25 protein-coding genes and 1 pseudogene are annotated in these 24,408 nt (G+C 69.8%); 15 read left to right on the forward strand and 11 right to left on the reverse strand.

Features of this window, described 5'->3' with window-relative positions; all coding sequences use genetic code 11:
• Positions 1 to 38 precede the first annotated feature (38 nt).
• The 3 genes from OG285_RS31325 (at position 39) to OG285_RS31335 (ending at position 4,109) form a co-directional block, all read left to right on the forward strand.
• A complete protein-coding gene (locus OG285_RS31325) occupies positions 39 to 1,091 on the forward strand; it encodes a protein kinase family protein (protein WP_371793659.1) in 1,053 nt (350 codons plus the stop codon).
• 225 nt (positions 1,092 to 1,316) lie between these two features.
• Positions 1,317 to 1,784, forward strand: a complete 468-nt coding sequence (locus OG285_RS31330) for a CAP domain-containing protein (protein ID WP_356832431.1) — start codon at positions 1,317 to 1,319, stop codon at positions 1,782 to 1,784.
• A 303-nt stretch (positions 1,785 to 2,087) separates the two neighbouring features.
• A complete protein-coding gene (locus OG285_RS31335) occupies positions 2,088 to 4,109 on the forward strand; it encodes a glycosyltransferase family 2 protein (protein ID WP_371792846.1) in 2,022 nt (673 codons plus the stop codon).
• A 93-nt stretch (positions 4,110 to 4,202) separates the two neighbouring features.
• On the opposite strand, the gene OG285_RS31340 is transcribed toward OG285_RS31335, so the two are convergent.
• Positions 4,203 to 4,652, reverse strand: a complete 450-nt coding sequence (locus OG285_RS31340; RefSeq protein ID WP_371792847.1) for an SRPBCC family protein — start codon at positions 4,650 to 4,652, stop codon at positions 4,203 to 4,205.
• A gap of 286 nt (positions 4,653 to 4,938) precedes the next feature.
• Positions 4,939 to 5,853: a hypothetical protein gene (locus tag OG285_RS31345; RefSeq protein ID WP_371792848.1), complete on the reverse strand. Its 915-nt coding sequence runs from the start codon at positions 5,851 to 5,853 to the stop codon at positions 4,939 to 4,941.
• A 354-nt stretch (positions 5,854 to 6,207) separates the two neighbouring features.
• Between OG285_RS31345 and OG285_RS31350 the strand changes: the two genes are divergently transcribed.
• Together OG285_RS31350 and OG285_RS31355 are read left to right on the forward strand one after the other, a co-directional pair.
• Positions 6,208 to 6,981, forward strand: coding sequence for a hypothetical protein (locus OG285_RS31350; RefSeq protein ID WP_371792849.1), 774 nt, complete (start codon positions 6,208 to 6,210; stop codon positions 6,979 to 6,981).
• Positions 6,982 to 7,127: 146 nt separating this feature from the next.
• The gene (locus OG285_RS31355) at positions 7,128 to 7,577 is read left to right on the forward strand and encodes a spore-associated protein (protein ID WP_356832422.1); all 450 of its coding nucleotides are present in this window, start codon (positions 7,128 to 7,130) and stop codon (positions 7,575 to 7,577) included.
• A 226-nt stretch (positions 7,578 to 7,803) separates the two neighbouring features.
• Here OG285_RS31355 and OG285_RS31360 read toward each other — a convergent pair whose 3' ends face one another.
• Positions 7,804 to 8,979, reverse strand: coding sequence for a trans-acting enoyl reductase family protein (locus OG285_RS31360; protein WP_371792850.1), 1,176 nt, complete (start codon positions 8,977 to 8,979; stop codon positions 7,804 to 7,806).
• Positions 8,980 to 9,229: 250 nt separating this feature from the next.
• Here OG285_RS31360 and OG285_RS31365 point away from each other — a divergent pair.
• A pseudogene (locus tag OG285_RS31365) lies at positions 9,230 to 10,626 on the forward strand (geranylgeranyl reductase family protein).
• Positions 10,627 to 10,879: 253 nt separating this feature from the next.
• Here the strand turns inward: OG285_RS31365 and OG285_RS31370 are convergent.
• The 3 genes from OG285_RS31370 to OG285_RS31380 form a co-directional block, all read right to left on the reverse strand.
• The gene (locus OG285_RS31370; RefSeq protein WP_356832496.1) at positions 10,880 to 11,287 is read right to left on the reverse strand and encodes an SRPBCC family protein; all 408 of its coding nucleotides are present in this window, start codon (positions 11,285 to 11,287) and stop codon (positions 10,880 to 10,882) included.
• Positions 11,288 to 11,683: 396 nt separating this feature from the next.
• Positions 11,684 to 12,196, reverse strand: coding sequence for a hypothetical protein (locus OG285_RS31375; protein WP_356832416.1), 513 nt, complete (start codon positions 12,194 to 12,196; stop codon positions 11,684 to 11,686).
• A gap of 870 nt (positions 12,197 to 13,066) precedes the next feature.
• Entirely contained in the window at positions 13,067 to 13,450 is a 384-nt protein-coding gene (locus tag OG285_RS31380; protein WP_356832414.1) for a VOC family protein, read from the reverse strand.
• A 262-nt stretch (positions 13,451 to 13,712) separates the two neighbouring features.
• On the opposite strand from OG285_RS31380, the gene OG285_RS31385 reads away from it, so the two are divergent.
• From OG285_RS31385 to OG285_RS31415, 7 genes are all read left to right on the forward strand, one after another.
• Positions 13,713 to 14,549: a lysozyme gene (locus OG285_RS31385; protein ID WP_371792851.1), complete on the forward strand. Its 837-nt coding sequence runs from the start codon at positions 13,713 to 13,715 to the stop codon at positions 14,547 to 14,549.
• A 489-nt stretch (positions 14,550 to 15,038) separates the two neighbouring features.
• Positions 15,039 to 15,890, forward strand: coding sequence for a HipA family kinase (locus tag OG285_RS31390; RefSeq protein ID WP_371793660.1), 852 nt, complete (start codon positions 15,039 to 15,041; stop codon positions 15,888 to 15,890).
• A complete protein-coding gene (locus tag OG285_RS31395; protein ID WP_356832410.1) occupies positions 15,887 to 16,285 on the forward strand; it encodes a DUF3037 domain-containing protein in 399 nt (132 codons plus the stop codon). Before OG285_RS31390 ends, OG285_RS31395 begins: the two co-directional genes overlap by 4 nt.
• Positions 16,286 to 16,430: 145 nt before the next feature.
• A complete protein-coding gene (gene fabG, locus OG285_RS31400) occupies positions 16,431 to 17,192 on the forward strand; it encodes a 3-oxoacyl-ACP reductase FabG (RefSeq protein ID WP_356832408.1) in 762 nt (253 codons plus the stop codon).
• 26 nt (positions 17,193 to 17,218) lie between these two features.
• A complete protein-coding gene (locus OG285_RS31405) occupies positions 17,219 to 17,974 on the forward strand; it encodes an SDR family oxidoreductase (protein ID WP_356832406.1) in 756 nt (251 codons plus the stop codon).
• A gap of 148 nt (positions 17,975 to 18,122) precedes the next feature.
• Entirely contained in the window at positions 18,123 to 18,806 is a 684-nt protein-coding gene (gene ung / locus OG285_RS31410; protein ID WP_356832404.1) for a uracil-DNA glycosylase, read from the forward strand.
• Positions 18,807 to 18,931: 125 nt separating this feature from the next.
• Positions 18,932 to 19,369 carry a hypothetical protein gene (locus OG285_RS31415; RefSeq protein WP_356832492.1) on the forward strand — a complete coding sequence of 146 codons (438 nt, stop codon included), beginning with the start codon at positions 18,932 to 18,934 and terminating at the stop codon, positions 19,367 to 19,369.
• A gap of 136 nt (positions 19,370 to 19,505) precedes the next feature.
• Here OG285_RS31415 and OG285_RS31420 read toward each other — a convergent pair whose 3' ends face one another.
• The 3 genes from OG285_RS31420 to OG285_RS31430 form a co-directional block, all read right to left on the reverse strand.
• Positions 19,506 to 20,003 carry a hypothetical protein gene (locus OG285_RS31420; protein WP_371792852.1) on the reverse strand — a complete coding sequence of 166 codons (498 nt, stop codon included), beginning with the start codon at positions 20,001 to 20,003 and terminating at the stop codon, positions 19,506 to 19,508.
• 74 nt (positions 20,004 to 20,077) lie between these two features.
• Entirely contained in the window at positions 20,078 to 20,590 is a 513-nt protein-coding gene (locus tag OG285_RS31425) for a DinB family protein (protein WP_356832400.1), read from the reverse strand.
• Positions 20,591 to 20,656: 66 nt separating this feature from the next.
• Positions 20,657 to 21,082, reverse strand: a complete 426-nt coding sequence (locus OG285_RS31430; RefSeq protein WP_371792853.1) for a hypothetical protein — start codon at positions 21,080 to 21,082, stop codon at positions 20,657 to 20,659.
• Here OG285_RS31430 and OG285_RS31435 point away from each other — a divergent pair.
• Both OG285_RS31435 and OG285_RS31440 read left to right on the forward strand, forming a co-directional pair.
• Positions 21,072 to 21,233: a hypothetical protein gene (locus OG285_RS31435; protein WP_371792854.1), complete on the forward strand. Its 162-nt coding sequence runs from the start codon at positions 21,072 to 21,074 to the stop codon at positions 21,231 to 21,233. The two genes, OG285_RS31430 and OG285_RS31435, sit on opposite strands and share 11 nt — an antisense overlap.
• Before the next feature lie 10 nt (positions 21,234 to 21,243).
• Positions 21,244 to 22,149: a Gfo/Idh/MocA family protein gene (locus tag OG285_RS31440; protein ID WP_371792855.1), complete on the forward strand. Its 906-nt coding sequence runs from the start codon at positions 21,244 to 21,246 to the stop codon at positions 22,147 to 22,149.
• Here OG285_RS31440 and lnt read toward each other — a convergent pair.
• Both lnt and OG285_RS31450 read right to left on the reverse strand, forming a co-directional pair.
• Positions 22,073 to 23,644 carry an apolipoprotein N-acyltransferase gene (gene lnt / locus OG285_RS31445; protein ID WP_371792856.1) on the reverse strand — a complete coding sequence of 524 codons (1,572 nt, stop codon included), beginning with the start codon at positions 23,642 to 23,644 and terminating at the stop codon, positions 22,073 to 22,075. The two genes, OG285_RS31440 and lnt, sit on opposite strands and share 77 nt — an antisense overlap.
• A 124-nt stretch (positions 23,645 to 23,768) precedes the next feature.
• Entirely contained in the window at positions 23,769 to 24,296 is a 528-nt protein-coding gene (locus OG285_RS31450; protein WP_356832394.1) for a nuclear transport factor 2 family protein, read from the reverse strand.
• Positions 24,297 to 24,408: the final 112 nt, after the last annotated feature.

Consider the following 24,408-nt stretch of genomic DNA (forward strand, 5'->3'; position numbering starts at 1 on the left):
CAGAATGAGCGGTAGTGGACGCGACGGAGGGCCCTGCTGTGTTGACCGGTGCGCGTCGGGCTGCGTACGGCACCGTTTCCACGTCCCTGTCCCTGTGCAGTGACCGGGGGCTGAGTGAACTCATGGACACCGCCACACCGCTCGGCTCCGGTATCGGTGGCAGCTCGGCGCTCCTGGAGGTGGCCGGTACGCCGGTCTTCGTGAAGCGGGTGCCCCTGACCGATGTGGAGCTTCGGCCCGAACACGTCCGGTCCACGGCGAACGTATTCGGCCTGCCCGTCTTCTGCCAGTACGGCATCGGCGGTCCGGGCTTCGGGGCGTGGCGGGAGCTCGCTGCTCACACCATGACCACGAACTGGGTGCTGGCGGGCCAGCGCCAGGGGTTCCCGCTGATGTATCACTGGCGCGTACTGCCGGATACGGCACCGGCACTTCCGGAGGAACTGGCCGACGTGGAGCGGGCCGTGTCCTATTGGGGAGGCGGACCGGAGGTGCGCCGGCGTATCGAGGCCGTCCAGCAGTCCTCGGCGAGCCTGGTGCTGTTTCTGGAGTACATCCCTCAGACACTTCACGCGTGGCTGACCCAGCAGGTACGGGCCGGCGACCAGACCGCCGACCGGGCCCTTTCCCTGGTGGAGAGGGAATTGGTGGGCGGTACCGCTTTCATGAACGACCACGGACTCCTGCACCTGGATGCCCACTTCCAGAACATTCTGACTGACGGCCGGCGCCTCTACTTCACGGATTACGGCCTGGCGCTCTCCTCCCGGTTCGACCTGTCGGCCGCCGAGGCCGAATTCTTCGACAGGCACAGAACGTACGATCGCGCGTACACGCTCAGTTACCTGGTGAACTGGCTGATCACTCACCTCTACGGGTACGGGCGGGTGGAGCGCGAGGCACTGATACGCGCCTGCGCCGGAGGGGAACACCCTCCGCCCGGCCCGTCTGAAGCCATGGCGATCCTCACCCGACATGCGCCGCTCGCGGCGGTTGTGACGGAGTTCTACGGAAGGCTGCAGGACGAGAGCCGGGAGATTCCGTATCCGTGGGAGTCAATCCACCGGATCTTCGAGTCACGTCACTGCTGAGGCTTCATGGCCACTCGGCACCCAGGCGTGAGGCGAACGTTTTATGAAACCAAGAGGCTTGAGAGGCTCGGGAAATCTACCCAAGCGCTCACCGAAACGATTCGGCATATCGCCCCCTTGCGCAAACCGGTCACGTGGCATCTGAATGATCAACGGCGCGCCTGTCGAACGTCGGTCGTCCAGGACGGCGCAGTCTCCGCGTCCGCACCACGAAAGGGGTCTGCTGTGAGGAAAGCGATCACCGTGCTCGTGCTGGTCCTGGCATCACTTCTTGTCGCCGCACCCCCAGTCGTGGCCCGCGCCAAGACCGCCGCAGCAGCCGAGCGGCGCGTTCTGCGCCTGGTCAATGCGGCCCGCGCGCAGAGCGGGTGCGCTCCTCTCCGGATCAGTCCGCAGATCAGTCGCGCAGCCCGTCACCAGGCGCGGGACCTGATCCGGAACGACCGCTACTCCCACACCGGCAGCGACGGCTCCACACCCGGAGGGCGCATCCGCAGGGTCGGCTACCGCTGGCACCTGGCGGGCGAGAACCTGTTTCTCGGCCCCCGTGACGCCCAAGAAGCCGTTCGGGGCTGGCTGCGCAGCCCCGAACACCGGGCCAACATTCTCAACTGCTCCTATCGGCACACCGGTGTCGCCGTGCAGGGCCCGCCTTCTCATCGCCTGTGGGTCCAGGACTTCGCCGCCCCCTGACCTGCTACGGAGTGTGGTGCGGGCGCGGCGGGACCAGACGCGGGCGGGGCGTGACTGTGGGCAGTCCGGCGGTCGTCGGTGCCCCGTGCAACGTGCCCCGCACAACCGGCTGTTGATGGCATGCGTCGGGACCGGGTTTCGCGAGAGAACGGCGGTGAAGTCATGATCAGTTCATGCTACCTTCACAATTCTCATTGGACCCTCACCTTCTCTTAAGTGTGCGCAGTCGGCGCCCGCGAGGGAGCCGGCGGCGCTGACATCGGAGTCAGTGAAAAGTGGGGTGCATCCCGTGCCTTGGAGAGCATGAAGATGGTCAGACCCACCGTCTCGGTGATCGTCGCTGCCTACAACGCGATGCCTTATGTGACGCGCTCCATAAGCTCCGTGGCCGAACAGACGACGGGCCGGGACGTGCTGGAGGTCATCGCGGTCGATGACGGATCCACCGACGGAACGGGGGAGGAGCTCGAACGCCTCTCCGCGCTGTACCCGGGCCTCATACGGGTCATCCACCAGGAGAATTCAGGTGGCCCTTCGGCCCCTCGCAACGTCGGGCTCGACCACGCCCGGGGTGAGTTCGTCTTCTTCCTGGACGCCGACGACCACCTGGGGCCGGAAGCCCTGGAGCGCATGGTGGCCATGGCCCGGAGGAACGGTACCGACATCGTGCTGGGCAAGATGGTGGGCATCGGCGGACGCAGCCTGCCCATGTCGATGTTCAAGCGCAACCAGCCGAAGACCGACGTCTACAGCTCGCGGGTCTACTGGGCCCTGAACCCGCTGAAGCTGTTCCGCCGCGAGCTGCTGGAACAGCACGGCCTGCGCTTTCCGACCGGCCTGCCCATCGGCGAGGACCAGCCGTTCACCGCCCTGGCATACCTTCGCGCATCAGGGATCTCCGTCGTCGCCGACTACGACTGTCTCTTCTGCACTCTGCGCGACGACGGGGGCAACACCACCGTGCGCACCACGGGTTCGGAGCCCAGACTGCGCTTCCTCCCGCACATGATCGACCTACTCCTCGCGAACGTCCCGCCCGGCCCCGGCCGAGACCACCTGGCGCACCGGCATCTGACCGTCGAGGTGCAGAACGTTCTCAGTCACCTCATGCTCGAACCCCGGGACCAGCAGGAGAAGACCCTCGCCCGGCTCGCGGAGACCGTCGCCCTGATCTGGCACGAGGGGATGAACGACCGGCTCTCCGCCATGGCCCGGCTGCGGCTGCACCTCGTACGGCACGAGATGCTCGACGAGGTGGTCGAGCTCGTCCGGTTCGAAAGGGAGCTGGCCAGGACCGAGGTGTCCACCCCCGTTCTCATCGAGAACGGCCACGCGTACGCCCGCTACCCCTTCTTCCGCGACCCGGCCCGCCCCGTTCCCGACTCGTGTTACGACGTCACGGCCCAGCTCGGCGTGCGCCACCACGTCGCCCGCGCCGAACTGCGCGGCACCACACTGCACCTGGCCGGGCACGCGTACCTGCACCGGGTCGAGACGCGGGACGTCACCACCGAACTCGTGCTGCGCGAGCGGGACAGCAGGACGGAGTACCGGCTTCCCGTGACGCACACCGGGACGCCGGCACTCGGGGCCGACGAGGACCAGGGCCGGTACGCGTACCGGAGGGCAGGGTTTGCGGCGGCGGTCGACCTCGCCACCGCTGCCGCCGGCGAGCCACTCGCCGACGGGCTGTGGGACATGTGTCTGGCGATCGGCGCGCAGGGCATCACGCGCGAGGTCCGCATCGGCAGCAAGCGCGCCGGCGGTGTCTCCGGCCGACCCGCCACACACATCGTCACCGGCGCCGGTGACGCCCCGCGCGCGATCACGCTGCACACCACCAAGCCGTACGGAAACCTCACCCTCGACATCGGTGAGAAGAAGCACCGGGTCACGCCCCACTTGGTCATTGGCACGGCGCGCTGGTCGGCGGACGACCCGACCGAACTGGTGATCAGCGGAACCAGCACGCTCGCGGAACACCCGGACGTACCCCTGACCATCGCTCTCACCGCAGACACCGCAGACACCGGGGTGGTGGCGGTCGTCCCCGTCCTGCGGGCCCCGCACAGCGACGACTTCGCCGCGCGGGTGAACGTACGAGACCTCGCGGCCGGGGTATGGACCGGCGAACTCCGTCTCGGAGCCCGAGGGGAGTGGACGATGCCGCTGCCCGCGCTCCCCAAGGACCTCGCCCCGGCCAAATGGCGTCACCGGGGGCTGCCCTGGTACGCGCGGTCGGCATCGGGCACCGGCGGGCGGTTCGCGCTGCGGGTCGCGAAGACGGAACTCGTCAAGGCGATCGTGCGCCGCGTCAAGCCCTGAGGGGGCACACGCGTACGGACCGGCGATGCGTCCCGGGTGGCTCGGGCGAAGGCGTACTCACGGTACGGTCCACCGCCGACGGGGCAGCGCGCCTCAACGGGGGGTGGAACCCAGGGCCCGGTCCACCGCCGCGGGGAGCTGCTCGGACACTTCGTCGCCGAGTCGCTCGAACTCGCGCTTCAGGAAGGGGGAAGCGAGGCGCGCGGCACCGTGGAAGGCGATCTGCGCGCGATACGTCAGCCGCGTCCCCTCGCCCTGGGCCTCGATGCTCAGATCGTCGGTCGATGTGGCCGTCTTGTTGCGGCCGACGAACACCAGACGGCCGGCGTCCCGCCGGGTCAGCGTGTAGCGCAGCTCGGTCCGGCGCCCCCGGAACTCCGAGATGTTCTGCCACTCGGCGCCCACTGACAAGGGCCCGGAATCGATACGCCGACAGCTCACCGTGCCCGGATCCCAGCTCTCGGTGCGCGAGAAATCGGCGAGGTAGGCGGTGACCGCCTCCGGGGGATGAGGCAGATGGATGACGCGCTCGACCTTGATCACGCTGGTTCCTCTCACATGCATCCGGTCGCGAGCGGTGTTCCGGAGCCAGGAGACGCGGTGCCGGTACAGGAGCGATCGCAACCACGCCCGGGAAGGACAAACGGCGCGTACCACCCATGGTATCCGTCGGCGCCCGCACGGCCACACGGCGGCGGCGAGGACCGGGGCCGACCGGACGGAGACCCCGGACCGCATGCTCGGACCATGCGCTCGCGGGGTCTCCGTCGGCTGCCATCAGGACGGTGCGGCCCGGGACGAGGAGAGGCCGGCCGCCCGTGGGCGCTGCCTAGATGCCGTTGAAGTAGAGGTCCACTTCGCCGTTGGAACTGCTGTCGTTGACGACTTTGGTGCTCGCCGCGGAACTGTTTCCGGTCCAGGCGATGGTGGGCGGTGCGGTGTGTCCCGGCTGGCCGGTCAGGTTGATGTTCTTCATCGCCACATCGGGTGCATCCGGGTTCTTCGATGCGTCCCCGTCGGTGTAGGGCTCGAAGCACTCGATGACGCCGTCGGCGGCGCTGGTCCGGTTCACCGTGACGTCGGCGGACGGATATCCGGCGAACGACTCCTTGTAGGTGTAGGTGCCGTTGCTCTCGGACACGTAGTCGATCTTTCCGGTCAGGGACGTGCCGGGTGAGACGCTCAGGTAGGTGCCGTGGGCGTACTTGCCGCCGACGTAGTACCAGTTCGCGATCTGATAGGCCGCCGTTCCGTTGCCCCACTGGAGGACGGGCTGCAACGCGCCGCCGTCCAGTCCGTTCCAGATGAAGAACGTCGTCGTGCTCGTCGAGTCCGACGGTTTCGGCGGCACCGTCCAGGTGGTGTTGAACGACTGGATGTCGGTCGGGCCCCAGTCGGCCGGGCAGTTGCCCCCGAGGCCGGTGTCGCTCGGGGCTGCCGCGACTCCTGCCTGGGCGCGCAGGCTCGCGGCATGACGGTAGGGGTCGGCCGCGGCCGGTCCGGAGGCCGCGGCGCCGAGGCGGGCGAGGACGGCGTGGTTGCGCAGGTCCACCTTCTCCACCTGCCCGTTGACGACCTTGAGGGTCTGGTGGCTGTCGACCTGCACGACATCGGACTGCGGAACGCGTCCGTACGGGGTGAGGACCGTCGCCGGCGGAGTGTGGGCCGATGCGGGGGCGGCAAGGGCTGCCGCGCCGAGTGACGCCGCGGCAGCCAGTGCGGCGATCCGGAACTTTGTGGGCATGGTGTCTCCCGTCCGGAGTGCAGCGGTGAGCGACCGCACGACCCCATGGAAGCGGCTGCGGGAACCACGCCGATCCGCGCACTCACTGTGTCGATTTCTGCTCGAAACGAGCCAGGACCGAGCGCAATGCGTCACGTACGTTATGGCCTGGACCAGCACCTGCCAAGATGAAGCATTGTGAGCTTGTCGTGAAGACTGCCGCGGGCGAGCAGAGCGGCAGCGCATCCATGCCATGCCGCGAACGCCGTTGACAGGGAACGGCGTTCAGGGGCGGGTCACGGAGGTGCGGGATGTCGCACATGTCAGGCAGGCATCGACGTCTTCCCGTCCGCACGACAGTCATATAGTGCGCGGGTGAATGAACCTCAACGGCACGACGAGATGGCCGAGTTGAAGGGAATGGGCAGCCGGGAGAAGGTGTACCGGGTACATCGCCTTTGGAAACACCGGGAGTTGCTGTTGTTGCCCCTGGCGGGAGCCGGTGGGGGAGCGTACGCGGCAACGGGGTCCTGGTGGGTGACCGCACTGATCGTCGTGGTGATCTTCGTGGCGGGCTTCGTCGGTATCCGGCGCATCCCGCCGCGTACGGGGCTGCGCCAAGTCATCGTCTACCAGGGTGGAATGCTGCTCGTGCAGGCGGCAGCGCCCGCCGTGCCGTTGCCGTGGAGCGTGATCGATTCGACCGAGGTGGACCACGGGAGTGCCGAGATCACGGGCTTCATGGGCAAGATCGAGACGTATGAACGGTTCGCGACCATTTCCGTGCATCCCAAGGGCAAGCGGCATCCCCTGGTGCTGAGGCACGTCGTGGGTCAGTACGACCTGGCCCAGGACATCGAACAGGGCCTGCGTCCGGGGCTGTTGGAACGGCTGCGCGGCACGCTGGACACCGAGGGCCGGGTCGAGCTGGGTGGCCTGTCGGTGACCGATGCCGGCCTGGTGCTGCCGAGTTCCGACCGGGGCGGCCCGGCGGCCACCCTGAGCTGGGGAGAGCTGGCCGAGACCAGGGCCACCGGCGTGGCGGAAGTGCTGATACGCCCGCACCACGCGAAGGACCGCCGGATCGCCGTCCGCAACGCGACCATCGTGCGCGACTTCATCGAGGAGACCCGGTCCTTGTCCGACTGAACGGGACGCGGTGCCCGGAACGGCCGCCGGGGCCTCGCCGCTGGGTCCGCACGGCGGGCCCGTCGCGAACCGGGTACAACTATCGGCGCCCTTCGCGGGTCCCATCAAGTGGGAGCAAACCGCTCCTGGAGACGCAAGGGGGAAATATGAGGATCACACGCAATATCGTGGCCGCCGGGGCGCTGACCGCTCTGGCGGTGGGCGCTACGACCGCACTCAGCACCACCGCCTCCGCCGCACCCAACATCACACCGCAGGGCGCCTGTGGCAGCGCCTACAAGACCGTGAACTCGGCGCCCATCGGCTCACTGGGCACCGTCTACCTGACGTACAACTCATCGAACGGCAAGAACTGCGTCGCGACCATCCGCGCCAACCCGGGCAAGGCCACGTACGTGTCCACGTACATCTACGTTCCGGACACGGACACATCGGCCGGGGACGACGGCAACTACACGTCCTACGCGGGACCGGCCTACGTCTACGGCAAGGGCTACTGCGTGAGCTGGGGCGGCAGCATCGACAACGTCTACGTCTCGGTCGAGCACTCCAACTGCGCCGCGCTGAAGGAGCACCGGGTCACCGGTATCCGCTGAGCCGGGCCGGCCACCCAGCCGCGGGCGGCTGATTCCCGCGCCGCGGTTTCCCGTCCGTACGAGAGACCGGGCCCCGTGAGAACGGGGCCCGGTCTCTGCGTGCTCATGAGCCAGTGTCTGTTTCCGGCGGGGGCGGTGGCTGCCTGCCGCCGAGAGTGCGGCGGGGCGGTTCGCGACCCTTACGAGTGTCTGTTCAGTGGAGTAGGTTCCCTTCTCCGGACTCGGTTCATGCCTCCCGTCGCGCAGCCACCCTGAACCGCACACCGGCTCGCAGCAGCCGCGCCCGCAGGGCCGGACCCATGGCGACGGCGGGGGTCAACTGACCGGCCAGGCCCGGGAGTTCGTCAAAAGCGAGACTGAGGGCGGACTCGCCGAGGAACTTGGCCGTCTCGTCGTAGCCCGGGTCCCCGCCCGACACCTCGGTGCAGACGCGTCGGCCTCCGCCCTCGCCGACGAACCGGACGGTGAACCAGCTGCGGGCCCGGCGCTGGTCGGACGGGCCGTCGCCCGGTGCGAGGCGGCCGGAGATCCAGCGCCGGGCGGCGGGGAGCTGGGCGGCGGCCGCCATCCCGGCCACACCCGCAACCGTACCGAGGGCGATCGGCAGCCGGCGGACCGCGGCGTAGTGGCGGTAGCGGAAGTCCGGGCCGTAGGAGTCGAGGGCGGCGGCCGAACGTGACACCACCTGGGGGTCGATGGTGGGCAGCGGGAGAGCCCAGGCTCCGACCTCGGGGGCGAACCTCGCTCCGGCCCGGGTGGAGATCCGGCGGGACGGCGGCCAGGGTTCGACGGCGCGGCGCTCACGCGCCGCACGGATCATCTGCGGCCCCCGGGAGAGCGCGGTGAGGGTGGAGGCGAGAGTGCCACCGGAGAGGGTGGCGTTGGTGCGTACGAAACCGTCGACGCGGAGCGGCACGTCCTTCGGCAACTGCTCGACGGTGAACTGGACGCCGAGGTCGTGCGGGACGGAGTCGAAGCCGCAGGCGTGTACCAGCCGGGCTCCGGTCTCCAGGGCGCGGGCGTGGTGCCGGACGTACGCCGTGTCGACGAACTCCGGCTCGCCCGTGAGGTCGACGTAGTCGGTCCCGGCATCCGCGCAGGCCGCGACGACACCGAGGCCGTGCTGGATGTAGGGGCCGACCGTCGTGGCGAGGACGCGGGTCGCGTGTGCGAGTTCCCGCATGGAGCCGGGGTCGTGCACGTCGGCGTGGAGCAGGGGCACGCCGGCCGCCGACGGGACGGTCTCCGCGAGTCGGCGCCGCAGCTCACGCAGGCCCTCGTCATTACGCCCGGCCAGTGCCCAGCGGCATCCTTCGGGGACGTGGCGGGCCAGATAGCGCGCCGTCAGGGCGCCGGCGAAGCCGGTCGCACCGAGCAGGACGATGTCGTGTGCACGGTCCATGGTCTCGCGCTCTCCTCAGGTTGCGGTTACCCCACGGTAAGAACAACGCGGTGGCGCGACAAGCGAGGGGTCACGGCGCCGCCCGCGACCTGGACGAGGACCGGCTCCATGGCCATATCAGGATCAGCCGTGGGAAGAACCCCAACGCGCCGCGTGGTGAAGGGTGGTGAACGTCGAAGCCGGGCTTGTCGTCCACGCCGGGCCGAATGCATCGCCCTCCAGTCGGGTAGCAGTACCCGAGCACTCGGCAATGCCCGAGACGGCGAAGCGCTGGCTCAGGCGTCAGCGCAGTCGCACCGCTCCTGAACCCCGGAGGCAGCAGGTGCCCTCAGCACACTCGTCACAAGCCGGAACCGGCCCCGCGGATGAAGAGGCGCAGGTGATCGTGGTGGGTGCGGGGCCGGCAGGCTCGGCAGCCGCGTTCCACCTGGCACGGGCCGGCGTGGACGTCGTGCTGCTGGAGAAGGGCACTTTTCCCCGGGACAAAGTCTGCGGTGACGGCCTGACTCCACAGGGAGTGCACCAGCTGGTGCGGATGGGCATCGACATCGATGCACCCGGCTGGACGCGTACCCGGGGATGCGCTGGGTCTGCGAGGGACGGCAGGTCCACATCGACTGGCCCCGGCTCGGCGCCCGCCCCGACTTCGGCCTCACCCGCAGCCGGCACGACTTCGACGAGATCCTGGCCGGTCACGCCCGTGAGGCCGGGGCGCGGCTGCACACGCATGTCAAAGCCACCGAACCCGTGACGGACCGGGCCGGGCGGATCACCGGTCTGCGTGCCCTCGCCGGGGCGGACAAGCAGCCAAAGCTGTACCGCGCCCCCGTCGTGATCGCCGCCGACGGGGCATCGGCCAGAACAGCCCTCGCCATGGGACTCCAGCGCGATCCGTCCCGGCAGGTCGCCACCGCGGCGCGCCGCTACTACCGCAGCGCGACCCGCACCGACGACCCCTATCTGGAACTCTGGGCCGACCTCCTGTGCTCCCGCACGCAGCGAGACCTGCCCGGCTACGGCTGGATCTTCCCCCTGGGAGACGGCCGCGTGAATGTCGGCCTCGGCGCTCTGGCCCGGCGACAGCACGGATCCGTCGACCTGCGGGCCACGATGGAGCAGTGGCTCGCCCGGCTCCCACAGGAATGGGGACTGCGGGAAGAGAACGCCGACTCACCGTGGCGCAGCGCGGCCCTTCCCATGGGCTTCAACCGCAGGCCCCAGTACAGCCGCGGCATGCTGCTCGTCGGCGACAGCGCGGGCATGGTCAGCCCCTGGAGCGGCGAGGGGATCGGCCAGGCCATGGAAGCGGGCGAAGCAGCGGCCGACATCGTGGCCCTAGCAATGCTGCGGCCCACCGGACCGGCGCGCGAGGAGGCACTGCGGCAGTACCCGCGCGAGATCCAGCGCCGCTGGGGCACCTACTACCGGATCGGCAACTCGGTCGCCGACCTGGTCCTGCGGCGGTACGGATACCGGCCGCTCCTCAACCGCCGTCTGATGGCTTCACCCGTCCTGGTGCGCTTTCTCGCACGGACGCTGACCTACGCCGCGGACGAGACGGCGCACGACGCCGTCGACACCGTCCTCCGCACTCTTCTGCGCCTCGTGCCCGCACCGGATCTGAGTCACGGGACGCGGAAACCATGAGCCGGGACGAGCCGGGGCACAGCCAACTGCCGCGTGCCAGAGGGGAGTCAGTCGCGGACCGCAGCTGTCACATGCCATGACCCGGAGGAGGGCCGTCCTGGCGTACGCCCCTCCTCCGTCTCTTCTGCGGTGCTTTGTCGCAGACGGCGACGTAGCCGATGTTCGTCTGACGGCCGGACGCCGTGGCTGCCCGGGTGCCGCTGCAGAAGCCCCGGGGGAGCAGCCGCTCATGGCGAGGTGCCGAAGCCGGTTGTCATGCCCCCTCCATCACGTGCTTGAGTGCGCTGAGGTCGGCGGCTACCGCATCCCCGTCGCGCCAGAAGTCGGCGTCACTCATTCCTGGCTGTCGGCGAAGGGTGAACACCACCTCGCACCCGGTGGCGTCGGCGATCACTCGCACCGGGTTGTAGACGACCTCGCCCGAGGGCAGGGTGACATCGTGATCGAGTACACCGAGCTCATTCTCTTTCGCGAAGGCGACCACGACCCGCCCCATGGGTGACTCCGCGATCCATTGCCCATCGATCCTGTCGATGGAGCCTCCCAGCCCCTGAGCCCACTCGGGCAGGTTGGCGGGGTTCGACGCATAGGCGTAGACCTCCCCGGCGGGGCGATCGATATGTGTGCTGATGTGCCGCGATGCCGAAGCATTGGATCCCACGGCCGCGAAGTGGCCGCCGGCGGTGATGCGTTCGCTGAACCGGGTGAGCGTCTCGTCATCCAGCAGTGTGCCGTCGATGGAAAGCCATCGCGACGACAACGCAGGTCTGATCTCGTCGAGAGGACGCCCCCGGTGCGTCGTGGACATCTCGTTGAGGGTGGCTACCTGCTGAGCCGTAAGGTCGGGCATACCGCCGTCCATGACTACCTCTCGGTTGGTTCCTTCAAAATCGTGCCCGTCGGCGCCTGCACCCGCGTACCAGCCGACCCTGCTTCACTAGCACATGTGGCGGGGCGTCTTCGGGCGAACCGGTCCGGAGCGTAAGCCAGGCCATGCAGTCAGCGGCGAGGCGCCGGCGGCATGCCCGGACCCCCTTACCCGGCAACCCGTTTCGTCTCAGGCGTCGTCAGAACCGAAGGTGCGCGCCTCGCCGGTGAAGATGGCTCCGGCTGCCGAGCGGCGCATGGTCTCCAGCGTGTCGATCTGCCCTTGTGCCCGGTCCAGAAGCCCGTTCAGCCGGGACTCGTCCAGACGGCCGTCCCGGGTGGCCACCACGAGCAGCGTGCCCCAGATCAAGGTCTTCCCCTCAACCCCCAGGCGCAGGGTTTCGAGCTCGATGAACGTGCTGAGTCCGGAGCGCCGGTACAGGGCGCCGTTCGGTTTCAGGCGCCCCATCCTTTCGGCTGCCCAGCCCCCGTAGATCTTGTAGCGACGGGCGGGCACACCGAGCGTCTCCATGAGTTCGAGCAGGGCCTCCCTGTCCTGGGCGATCTCCTCGGCGATGCGCCACAGGTCCGGGCCTCGCACCGAGTGGCGGTTCTGGCCGGCGATGCGCCGCGCGAGCCCGACGCCGAAGGTGGCACCCATCAGGTGATCGTTCAGGTAGATCCCGAGCTTGTCGGCGTGCATGCTGAGCTCCTCTTCCTCGTCCGTCCCCGGTGATCTCCTCGACGGTGCGGCCCGTACGTCCTGCGGGCCGACAGCCCGGCCGGACGCGCCGTGACACGACAGCAAACCGTGAGAGAAGCGAATCGACCGCACGAAATGCCGGACAGGGGCCGAACGGATCACAGGCTGGGCCGCTGGAGTGAGAGCATGAGACCGGCCATCAGCAGGGCCACGTCCAGCCGTGGCGGGCCCGGAAGCCGAAGTGCCTGAGACTCCGCCCACCGAACTGGGCTCGCCCAGCTGCCCGAAGCAGCTCACGTCACCAGCCGTGAGCCCGTCACGTCAGACATCTGCTCTACTGGGACCGCTCGCGTGCCCGGTGGTGAGACGTTGTCATCGACAGCGGAAGCCGGGCAGAACACGCCGACGCACACCTTGCCGGACCGCAACAGCGATGTTGCCTCCCCGGCCCGACCGGATGGACCACCTTGACCACCGCCTCTGCCCGCCCTACGCCGGTACCCGCTGCCCCGCCACAGCACCACAACCTGTTCGTCGAACCCCGCTTCAGCACGGAACTGCCCCCGCCCGACGAAGACGAGGAGCTCCCGCCGCACTCGGTATTCCCTCCGGCTGCCGCACCGCGCCGGCCCTATCGCCGTTGATCCGTAGACATGGTGCCTGCCGGGGCCGGGACTCCTCCGCGGCCGTCGGCGCGGCTTACGGCCGCAGTGACCGAACTCGGCGGCCATGTCCATCAAGGGAGAACCGGCCCCGTACTTCCGTCCTCTCGCGTCGAGTTGCCGCGCCGGGTCTTCGCGCGGATCCGGTCGCCGGGCAAACATCCGGCCTCCCCCTGCGGCCGAGCGGTTCGGCGCTGGGAAGCGCGGGTCAGAGGGGCTGGAGCCGGTGGTGCAGGAGGCAGAATTCGTTGCCTTCGGGGTCGGCCAGGACGTGCCAGTTCTCGGTGCCGGCCTGGCCGACTTCGGCGGGCCTGGCGCCGAGACCGAGCAGCCGCTCCAGTTCGGCGTCCTGGTCGCGGTCGGTGGCGTTGACGTCGATGTGCAGGGGAAGCTTCCCGGTCCGTGCGTCGCTGCCGGGACTGAGGACGAGGGTGGGCTGCGGGCCGCCGAAGCCGGCGTCGGACGGCCCGATCTCGATGCTTCCGTCGTCCTCCCGGCCGAGTTCGACGTAGCCGAGGACCTCGCTCCAGAATGCGGCGAGCCGGTCGGGATCGGCGCAGTCGATGACCAGTTCACTGATGCGGCATGCCATGCCCGTCAGAGTAGGTGGGCAATCCCGGAATCGGCCGTGGTCTGCGTGTGCCGGACGGGAATGCCGGGCGCCCGCCTCACGCACCTACACCCCCTCCCGCGGACCGAACCTCCGCCCCGGCACCACGCTCTCTCCGCCGTTCCGGCCTTCGACCGCCGTCCACCGTACGGCGTATCGGGTGACGTGAACGGCCTCCTCCGCGCGCCTCACGTGGCGTCCCCCCGGACCCACGCAGGCTGGGCCCGACCCTTGGAGGCGTCTCATGTCTGTGCCTGCCTGCACACCTCGCCGGATGTCGACTGTCCTAGCCACTCTGGCCGTGGGTATTCCTGCCCTTGCTCTCGTGTTGTCCAGTACCGCAGGCGCCGCCACCGGCGTCCCCGAGCCCTCTCACCCCGGGGATGACTTCGCCGGGTCCCAGATCCTCAGACATGAGGGCAACAGCAGGAGCGGCCTGGCGCGCACCGCTGCCCGGGGTACCGAGGGTGTCGACGTGAGCAGCCATCAGGGCAGCGTCGCGTGGTCCTCGCTGCGGAAGTCCGGCGTGAGGTTCGCCTACATCAAGGCGACGGAGTCCGCCAGTTACCGGAACCCGTCCTTCGCCCAGCAGTACAACGGGTCGTACAAGGCCGGCATCATCCGGGGCTCCTACCATTTCGCCACCCCCAACACCTCCAGTGGCGCCACCCAGGCCCGGTACTTCCTCGCTCACGGCGGCGGCTGGTCCAAGGACGGCAGGACCCTGCCCGGCGCTCTGGACCTGGAGTACAACCCTTACGGCGCCACCTGCTACGGGCTGAGTCACCAGAGCATGGTCAACTGGGTCAGGGACTTCTCCAGGACCTACAAGGCGAAGACCGGCCGGGATGTCGTCCTGTACACATCCACCAACTGGTGGAAGTCCTGCACAGGGAACAACTCCGGTTTCGGCAGGACCAATCCGCTGTGGGTGCCGCACTACGGTTCGTCCGTCGGAGTCCTGCCCGCGGGCTGGAAGTACCAGACCGTGTGGCAGTACACCTCCAAGGGGGCGACGGTCGGTGACCATGACCGGTTCAACGGAAATCTCGACCGCGTGAAAGCCCTCGCGAACGGCTGACCGGCGCCTCCCGCCCGCCGGCAGGTGGGCGCAGCCCCCGGGACCGGCCCGTGACCACGCCGCGTGCCGGCCGGGTCCGGGGGCGGCGGTAGCCCCGCGCACGGAAGAGGGCAGGGCGCCTGCCGTGCCCACAGGGTCGGCCAGTCCGGCGCAACCGCGGCGGCGGTGTTCCGCCCGCACCGCGTCGTCGACCCCTCTGCGCTGATCATTGATTTCCTCGATTTCCTCCGAGGCGCCGTGGCCCTCGCCCGGGGTGGAACGCGTCGACGGCCGCCTCTTCCCGCCGGTGCGGGAAGAGGTGGCGATGACGTCGGTGCAGCAGCTGGGGGCACTCCTCGCCGGCCATCACGCTCGGTTACTATGCTTCCTTCATGCCGGAGGCCGGGAGCAAGTTCGCGCGCCGACCGGTGGACGTGGCAGATTCCCCGGCATGTGTGCGCTTGGGGCTGTTCGTGGATTGCAGTGCCAGAGACTTGGGTGGCGTGGAAATTGCTGGATGAGGTGACTGCGACCCGCTATGTCACGCCCCTGCGTGAGGGCGGTTCGCTCCCGGGGATCGTCGAGGCGGACGATTTCGGTACGTACGTCATGAAGTTCACCGGCGCCGGGCAGGGGCGCAAGACACTCGTGGCGGAGGTCATCTGCGGCCGGCTCGGCCGCAGGCTCGGGCTGCGCGTGCCCGAGCTGGTGCAGATGCAGCTGGATCCCGTCATCGGACTCTCCGAGCCCGACCAGGAGGTGCAGGAGCTGCTGAAGGCGAGCGGCGGGCTGAATCTCGGGATGGACTACCTGCCGGGATCGCTCGGCTTCGACCCGCTCGCCTACCAGGTCGGTCCCGAGGAGGCCGGGCGGATCGTCTGGTTCGACGCGGTGATCAACAACGTCGACCGTTCCTGGCGCAACCCCAACATGCTCGTCTGGCACGGCGATCTCTGGCTCATCGACCACGGCGCCACCATGATCTGGCATCACAACTGGCCGTCCGCCAAGAACTACGGCAGCAAGCCCTACGACGCCTCCGACCACGTCCTGGCGACCTTCGCCCCCGATGTGGCCTCCGCCGCCGCCGAGCTGGCGCCACTGGTCACCGAGGAGCTGCTCACCGAGGTCGCCGCCGACGTCCCGGACGCCTGGCTGGAGGAGGAGGCCGGATTCGGTACGACCGATGAGCTGCGCCGCGCGTATGTGCAGGTCCTGCTGGAGCGGGCCGCCTCCGTGCACACCCGGATCACCTTCGGGCCGCCGACGCCCACCGGTCCTTCCCGCGCCCCGGGCTGGCTCTCCGAGCGCCTCGCTCCCCCCGCGCGGCAGCAGGACGAGAAGAAGGACGGCACCCGATGACCGAGCCTGATTCCGGTCGCCGGGACGTCTACGAGTACGCCCTGGTGCGCGTGATGCCGCGGGTCGAGCGCGGCGAGATGTTCAACGCGGGGGTCCTGGTCTACTGCCGGGCCAGGTCGTTCGTCGCCGCGCGCACACATCTGGACGAGGCGAAGCTCAGGATGCTCGACCCGCACGCCGACGTCGTCGGGGTACGCGCCGCGCTGCGCGCCGTCGAAGGGGTATGTCACGGCGGCGAGGCGGCGGGGCAGGCGGGCCCCGACGACGCGGGGCGCCGGTTCCGGTGGCTGATCGCGCCCCGTTCGACCGTCGTACAGCCCGGTCCAGTGCACACCGGGCTGACCACCGACCCGGCCGCCGAGGCCGACCGGCTGCTCGGGCTGCTGGTGCGCTGAGAGGGTGGCACCCGGTGTGACGTTCACTGCTGATCCCGTGTGCCGTTGACACCGGGTGCCAGGCCTTCTAGCGTCTCGTCTGCTGAAGGTACTAAGCGGTTGCTCAGTGATCGAGGGCCGCGATCCGAGGGCGAGGAGAGCCAGTATGTCCACCACCGAGCAGCGCGTTGCCATCGTGACCGGGGCCGCGCGCGGCATTGGCGCAGCCACCGCCGTACGTCTGGCGGCGGAGGGCCGCGCCGTCGCCGTACTCGACCTCGACGAGGCGGCGTGCAAGGACACCGTTGAGAAGATCACTTCCGCGGGCGGCCGGGCCATCGCCGTGAGCTGCGACGTCTCGGACAGCGCCCAGGTCGAAGCGGCGGTGACCCGGGTCGCGGCCGAGCTCGGCGCCCCGACGATCCTCGTCAACAACGCCGGTGTCCTCCGGGACAACCTGCTCTTCAAGATGAGCGAGTCCGACTGGGACACGGTCATGAACGTCCACCTCAAGGGTGCGTTCCTGATGTCCAAGGCGGTCCAGAAGCACATGGTGGACGCCAAGTTCGGCCGGATCGTCAGCCTGTCCTCCAGCTCCGCGCTGGGCAACCGCGGCCAGGCGAACTACTCCGCCGTCAAGGCCGGTCTGCAGGGCTTCACCAAGACGCTCGCCAAGGAGCTCGGCAAGTTCGGTGTCACCGCCAACGCCGTCGCTCCCGGCTTCATCGTCACCGAGATGACCGCACAGACCGCGGCGCGGGTGGGCATGGGCTTCGAGGAGTTCCAGGCCGCGGCTGCCACCCAGATCCCGGTGCAGCGCGTCGGCAGGCCCGAGGACATCGCCAACGCCATCGCCTTCTTCACCGGTGAGGACGCGGGATTCGTGTCCGGTCAGGTCATGTACGTCGCCGGCGGCCCGCTCAACTGATCAGGGAAGCAAGGGAATCGACGGACATGACTGCACAGGACAGCGGGAAGGTCGCGCTGATCACCGGCGCGAGCCGCGGTATCGGATACGGCATCGCCGAGGCGTTCGTCGCCCGCGGCGACCGGGTCTGCATCACCGGACGCAATGAGGACGCGCTCAAGGCCGCCGTGGAGAGGCTCGGCGCCGACCGGGCCATCGGCGTCGCGGGCAAGGCCCATGACGAGGCGCACCAGGCGGTGGCCGTCGAGCGGGTCATGGAGACGTTCGGAAGGGTCGACCACCTGGTCAACAACGCCGGGACCAACCCGGTGTTCGGCCCGATGGCCGAGATGGACCTGAACGTGGCACGCAAGGTCTACGAGACCAACGTCATCTCGGCGCTCGGCTTCGCCCAGCAGACCTGGAAGGCGTGGCAGAAGGAGAACGGCGGCGCGATCGTGAACATCGCGTCCGTCGCCGGGGTCTCCGCCTCACCGTTCATCGGCGCGTACGGCATGAGCAAGGCCGCGATGGTCAACCTCACCCTCCAGCTGGCGCACGAGTTCGCCCCGGCCGTCCGGGTCAACGCCATCGCGCCCGCCGTGGTGAAGACCAAGTTCGCCGAGGCGCTGTACGAAGGCCGTGAGGCGGAGGCGGCCGCCGCGTACCCGCTGGGCAGGCTCGGAGTGCCGGCGGACATCGGGGGCGCCGCCGCGTTCCTCACGTCCGACCAGTCGGGCTGGGTCACCGGCCAGACCCTCGTGGTGGACGGCGGGATCTTCCTCAACGCCGGCGTGGGCTGAACCCCGGTCCTGCCGGAAGCTCCGCCCGAGGGGTTCCACCCCTGAAGCCCGGTCACCGCACGGCCCCGGACACCTGTCCGGGGCCGTTGTCAGTGGTCGCCGGTAGGTTCTGTGACGAAGAACGGATCGCACACCGGAGGTTGTTGACGTGACCGGAACCGACATGCTGCCCGCGTCCTGGAGCGGCGTACTCGGCGATGAGCTGGAGAAGCCCTACTTCAGGGAGCTCACGGCGTTCGTCGAGGAGGAGCGGGCCAGAGGACCGGTCTACCCGCCGCGCGATGAGGTCTTCGCCGCACTGGACGCCACGCCGTACGACAGGGTGAAGGTGCTGGTCCTCGGCCAGGACCCCTACCACGGTGAGGGTCAGGGCCACGGTCTCTGCTTCTCGGTGCGCCCGGGCGTCCGGACGCCGCCCTCCCTGCGGAACATCTACAAGGAGATGAAGGAGGAGCTCGGTCATCCGGTCCCGGACAACGGCTATCTGATGCCGTGGGCCGAGCAGGGCGTCCTCCTGCTCAACGCGGTGCTCACGGTGCGGGCGTCGGAGGCCAACTCCCACAAGGGCAAGGGCTGGGAAAGGTTCACCGACGCGGTGATCAGCGCGGTGGCCTCACGGCCCGATCCCGCGGTCTTCGTCCTCTGGGGGAACTACGCGCAGAAGAAGCTGCCGCTGATCGATGAGGAGCGCCACGTGGTGGTGAAGGGCGCCCACCCCTCGCCGCTCTCCGCGAAGAAGTTCTTCGGCTCCCACCCCTTCACGCAGATCGACAAGGCGGTCGCCGAGCAGGGCCACGAGCCGATCGACTGGCGGATCCCCGACCTGGGCTGACCGGAATCACCGGCGACAACCCTTAGCGTCGGAGGTAAGCCGGGACAAACCGGACATACGTGTGTCTGCGGGTACAGGAGGCAGCGGTGGCGGAGTCGCAGCAGGAGACGTCGGGGGACGTCGTCATGGGCAGGATCGGCCAAGTGATCATGCTGCTGCACGGCGGCGACCGGGAGGAGGCCCGCAACCGGTTCGCCGGGCTGTGGGACGAGATCGGCGAGTCCGGTGACGCCCTGCACCGCTGCACTCTCGCGCACTACATGGCGGACACCCAGGACGACCCCGAGGACGAACTGCTCTGGGACCTGCGGGCGCTGGCCGCGGCCGAGGGCCTGGACGACGAGCGCCTCGGCCGCCACGACGCGGGGGTCGCGGTCCGCGGCTTCTACCCCTCCTTGCATCTCAACCTCGCTGCCGACTATCTGAAGCTGGAGCGAAAAGAGGCCGCGCGCGTGCATCTGGGCCGGGCGCGGTCCGCGACGGGCGCACTGGCGGACGACGGCTACGGGGACGGCGTACGGGCGGCGATCGAGCGGCTGGAGTGGCGGCTGGGGGAGGGGTAGGGCCTCTCGTTCGGATCGGCCCGGGCCGCGCGGATGGGAGCGGATGGGATGGGATGGGGGCGTGGGGGCGGGCCCGGACGTCAGACGCCGTGGGCCCGCACGCGTGCGCCCCTGCTGGTGCGTCACCGCCCTCGCGTCACCGCCCGTACGTCTGGTGGCAGATCCGCGCCTGTGGGCTGTCCGGCGTCCAGCCTCCGTAGCCTTCGCCGAGCCCGCAGACATCCGCCGTGGCACCGGACGGGTGGGCCGCGTGCTTCGGATGCCGGTGCGGGACCGGCTGCGCGCGGTCGGCGGCACGGGGGTGCGCCGTACGGGGGCGTGCGGGCCGGACCGTGTGGCGGGCCGGTGCGGGATCCGTACCGGTACGGGGTTCCGCCCCCGCCTCGCCGCCCGAACGCCGCGCTGGCGGAGCGGTGGCGGGCCGGTGGCCGGGCCCCGGCCCGGGCGGCACGGTCTCCAGCGCCGCGACCGGGGGTCCCTGCACGATCTGCGGGCCGGTGTCCTGGGTGTGGTGACCGGGCGTCCGCGACGGTCCGGCTGATGGTGCGGGCGCAGGGGGGACGGCTACGCAGCCCGAAGCGGCCGACACGGCCGCCCCCAGCAGGGCCAGGGTGATGATCTTTGTTCGGTGCACCCGCCCAACTCTGCGGCTCGCAGGCGCCGTTCCGGCACCAGGAGCGGAGATTGGCCCCGCACGGGTGAGCGTGGCTACTCGCCGGTGACGCCGTCGATGCGCTCCCGGAGCAGATCCGCGTGACCGTTGTGGCGGGCGTACTCCTCGATCATGTGGGTGTAGATCCACCGCACGCTGAACTGCTCGCCCCGCCGGCTGAGTCCCTTGGAGAGGTCGTCCAGCGAGAAGCGGCCGGCCACCTCGCGCGCGTAGGCGATCTCCCGCTGCCAGGTGGTGTACGCCTCGTCCCAGGTGTCCGCGTCGGTGACGTGGAAGTCGCCGTCCGGATCCTCCTCGCTGTAGTAGAGCGGCGGGGTGTCCTCGCCCGCCATCACCTCGCGGAACCAGCCACGTTCCACCTCGACCAGATGCCGTACGAGCCCGAGCAGCGACAACTCCGAGGGCGGCACCGCTGCTTCCCGCAGCTGTTTGTCGTCGAGGCCGGCGCATTTCTGGGCCAGAGTGGCCCGGTGGTAGTCCAGCCACCCTTCGAGCATGGTGCGTTCGTCGGCCCTGAGCGGGGGTTCCTGGCGTTCCTGTGTCGTCATGCGGAGCATCATCACCCACGGGCCGGCGGCCGCGCCACGGATATCCGCGCCCGGCCCTGCGATGGGTCAGCCCAGCGTTCCGCGGAGCAGTTCGCCGAAACCGCGGCTCAGTTCCTCCTTGCTCGGCACCGCGTCGTGGTCCGAGCGGGCAGCACAGGAGAACGTCAGCCCCTCGCCCCCAACGCCCAGCGCGCCCTCGAGGTCATCGGGCTCGCTGACGAGATCCGCGGTCTGTGCGCCTGGCAGGGGGACGACGGGCTGCGCACACCGAGCGGCCGATGGCTCTCGCGTACGAGCGCCGAAGCGCCGCAGCAGGCGTTCGGCGGTGCCGTCGTCCTCCTCCACGGCGCCACCCTCGTGGACCGTCTCGCCGCCCAGCTGCCCGAGGGGTGCGTACGGGCCGCGACGCCCGCGGAACCGGCCGACCCCGGCACCCCCGGCGGTGGCCGTGCGTACCGCGCTGATCAGTACGTTCTCCCTGGTGGGGCCCAATCCGGTGCTGCGCTCCTTCCAGGACATCGCCGGCTGGCAGCCGCCGCAGCGCACGTATGCTGCCCAGGCACACAGCACCGGGAACGGCACCGGGGCACGGCAGGCCGGCCACCAGGCCGGCCGACAGAGCGACACATCGACGGACGGATAGGGAGACCCCTGTGAAGGTCGGCTGCATCGGGCTCGGGGACATCGCGCAGAAGGCATATCTGCCGGTACTGACGGCCCTGCCCGGGATCGAACTGCACCTCCAGACCCGGACCCCGGCGACCCTCACCCGTACCGCGGGGACCTTCCACATCCCGGCGGACCGGTGCCACACCGGCCTGGACTCCCTGCTCGCGCAGGACCTTGACGCCGCGTTCGTCCACGCGCCGACGGCTGTGCACCCCGAGATCGCGAGCCGGCTGCTGGATGCGGGCGTGCCGACGTACGTCGACAAGCCGCTTTCGTACGAACTCGCCGAGTCGGAGCGGCTGGTGGACCTTGCCGAGGACCGCGGGGTGAGCCTCGCCGTCGGCTTCAACCGGCGGCTGGCGCCCGGCTACGCCCAGTGCGCCGACCACCCCCGCGACCTGATCCTGATGCAGAAGAACCGGACGGACCTCGCGGAGGACCCGCGCACTCTGGTGCTCGACGACTTCATCCATGTCGTCGACACCTTGCGCTTCCTGGCGCCCGGACCGGTCGAGCACGTCGACGTGCGGGCCCGGATCCGCGACGGGCTGATGCACCACGTGGTGCTCCACCTCTCCGGCGACGGCTTCTCCGCGATCGGTTCGATGAACCGGATGAGCGGCTCCACCGAGGAGATCCTCGAAGTCTCCGGCCACGGCACCAAGCGACAGGTCGTCAATCTCGCGGAGACCATCGACCACAAGGGCCAGCCGACGGTCCGGCGTCGCGGCGACTGGGTGCCGGTGGCCCGCCAGCGCGGCATCGAGCAGTCCGTGCTCGGCTTCCTCGAAGCGGTGGCGGCGGGCAAGCCGCTCAGCGCCAGGGACGCCCTGCTGACCCATGAACTCTGCGAGCGTGTGGTCCTGCGGGCTCAGGAGCAGGCCGCCTGACCGAGCGCAGCCCCTCGACCGCGCACAGCACGGCGAGCACGGCCAGCGCGCCCTGGACCGGCCAGTCGCCGAACCTGACGTAGAGCGTCGTGCCGTGCGACAGCGGGATGTCGTACACCTGCGCGGCGCTCTGCGCGGTCCCCAGCCGGGGGCCGACCCGGTCGCCTCCGGGGCCATAGACCGCGCTCACCCCGGTGAGCGTGGCGTGCACCATCGGGCGGCCGCTCTCGGCCGCCCGCAGCGCGGCGAGTGAGGCATGCTGCTCGGGCGCCCAGCTGTGCTGGAACGACGAGGTCGACGACTGGGCGACCAGGAGCTGCGAGCCGTCCTTCGTCAGCTGCCTGCTCATGTCGGGGAACGCCGTCTCGAAGCAGATCAGCGGCCCCACCCGGAGCCCGCCGGGCAGCTTCATGACGACCTGGTGCGTGCCGTGCCTGCGGTCCTCGCCCGCCGCCCGGCCCACCGAGGTCGCCCAGCCGAGCAGCGAACGCGCCGGGATGTACTCGCCGAACGGAACCAGCCGCATCTTGTCGTAGCGGTCGCCGGTCAGCCCGGCGGGACCGACGAGGACGGAACTCTTGTAGATGCCCGGTGCGTCGGACCGTCTGGCATCCACATTGACCAGGATGTCCGCGCCGGTCTCGCGGGAGAGCCGGGCGATCCGCGCCGTCATGTCCGGGCGGTCGGCCAGATCATGAACGACGCTGCTCTCGCCCCACACCACCAGGTCGACGTGGCGGCCGGTCAGCTGCCTGGTCAGGGCCTCACTCCGGTCGAACCGGTCTCTGATCTCCCGGGTGACTCCCGGCTGGACGACCGCCACCCGGGTCCCGCCGGACGTCTCGGGGCGCGGCGCCCACACCCAGACGGCCCCGGTGAGGACGGCGCAGGCCAGCACCCCGGCCACCGCCGTCGTACGGGCCGACTCGATCACCAGCAGTGCCACGGCTCCGGTGTTGAGCGCCACCACGAAGAGGCTCACCAGCCAGACGCCGCCGACCGAGGCGAGCCGCAGGGCCGGTGCGACCTGCCACTGGCTGGAGCCGAGCAGCCCCCAGGGGCCGCCGAGCCCCTGCCAGGACCTCACCAGCTCCACCATCAGCCATCCGGAGGGGACCACGACCAGAGCGGCCGCGACCCGCGCGGCGCTCGCCGCCCCGCCCAGCATCCAGCGGACCAGCCACCCCCACGGCGCCCAGAGCAGTCCGAGCAGCGCGGCCAGGACCACGATGAAGACATTCAGGCTGGGAATCAGCCAGTGGTGCACGGAGATCATGAACCCGGTACCGCCGAGCCAGCCGTCCAGGGCGGCCCGCCGTCCCGTGGGCGCCGCGCGCACCAGCAGCATCCAGGGCACCAGGGCCACATAGGCGAACCACCAGAGGGACGGCGCCGGGAAGGCGAGCGCCGGCAGCGCCCCGGCCAGCAGCGCGGCGGCGCCGCGCCACCAGGGCGAGAGGCCGGCCCTGCGCAGTCGCTCCAGCGGAATCTGCATCCAGCGTCTCCTCGCTCCCGCACGGTGAGCAGCCTCGTGCGGACATTCTCCGCCGGGTTGTCGCTTCCCACAGTGTGGGGGAGCGGGACGGCTGCCGACAGTGCGCCCGTACTCGTACGGCGTGTCAGATCCCGCCCGGTGCGCCGGGCGTGCGCCGCCACTTCTCCTGCACGACGACCCCGAGCAGCCGCCACCCGCCGTCCGTCCGCACCAGGCTGAAGGCGTAGCGGCCGCCGGAGACGAAGTCCGGCGCGGTCGGTCCGGCGGCGTCTCCGGAAGCACCGTCGGGACCCTCACCGTCACCTGCCCCGCCGGACGGCCGGGACTTCAGCCGCATCGGGTTGAGGTAATCGGCCTGGAGTTCCGCCCGGTCTCCCGGGTAACCGCCCAGATCCTGGAGCCGCAGCCGCCTGTTGACGATCAGGTGCTGGCGTACCGGAAAGAGCCGCATCGTCTCCGCGAGCCAGTCGGCGACCTCCGCCGCGGGCCCCTCCACCCCGCCCGCCGCGCGGTAGTCGGCCCGGCCTTCCGGTGCGAACAGGGCCCGGTAGTCGTCCCATTGACCGTCGTCCACGGCCACCGCGTATCCGGTGATCAGTTCGTCGATGTCCAGCCGGTCCATCACGGTAGCGAGTTCCACGCGCTGAGTCATCGGGTCAGTCTCCGGCACCCGGTGCCCCGGGCCAAGGGGTCTGCAGGTCCGCACCGGACGGCCGTGACCGTGCTTGTGGACCCACCGGTCGCCGTGCTAATGCCGGGGCACT

The organism is Streptomyces sp. NBC_01471 (genome assembly GCF_041438865.1).
Lineage (GTDB): Bacteria > Actinomycetota > Actinomycetes > Streptomycetales > Streptomycetaceae > Streptomyces.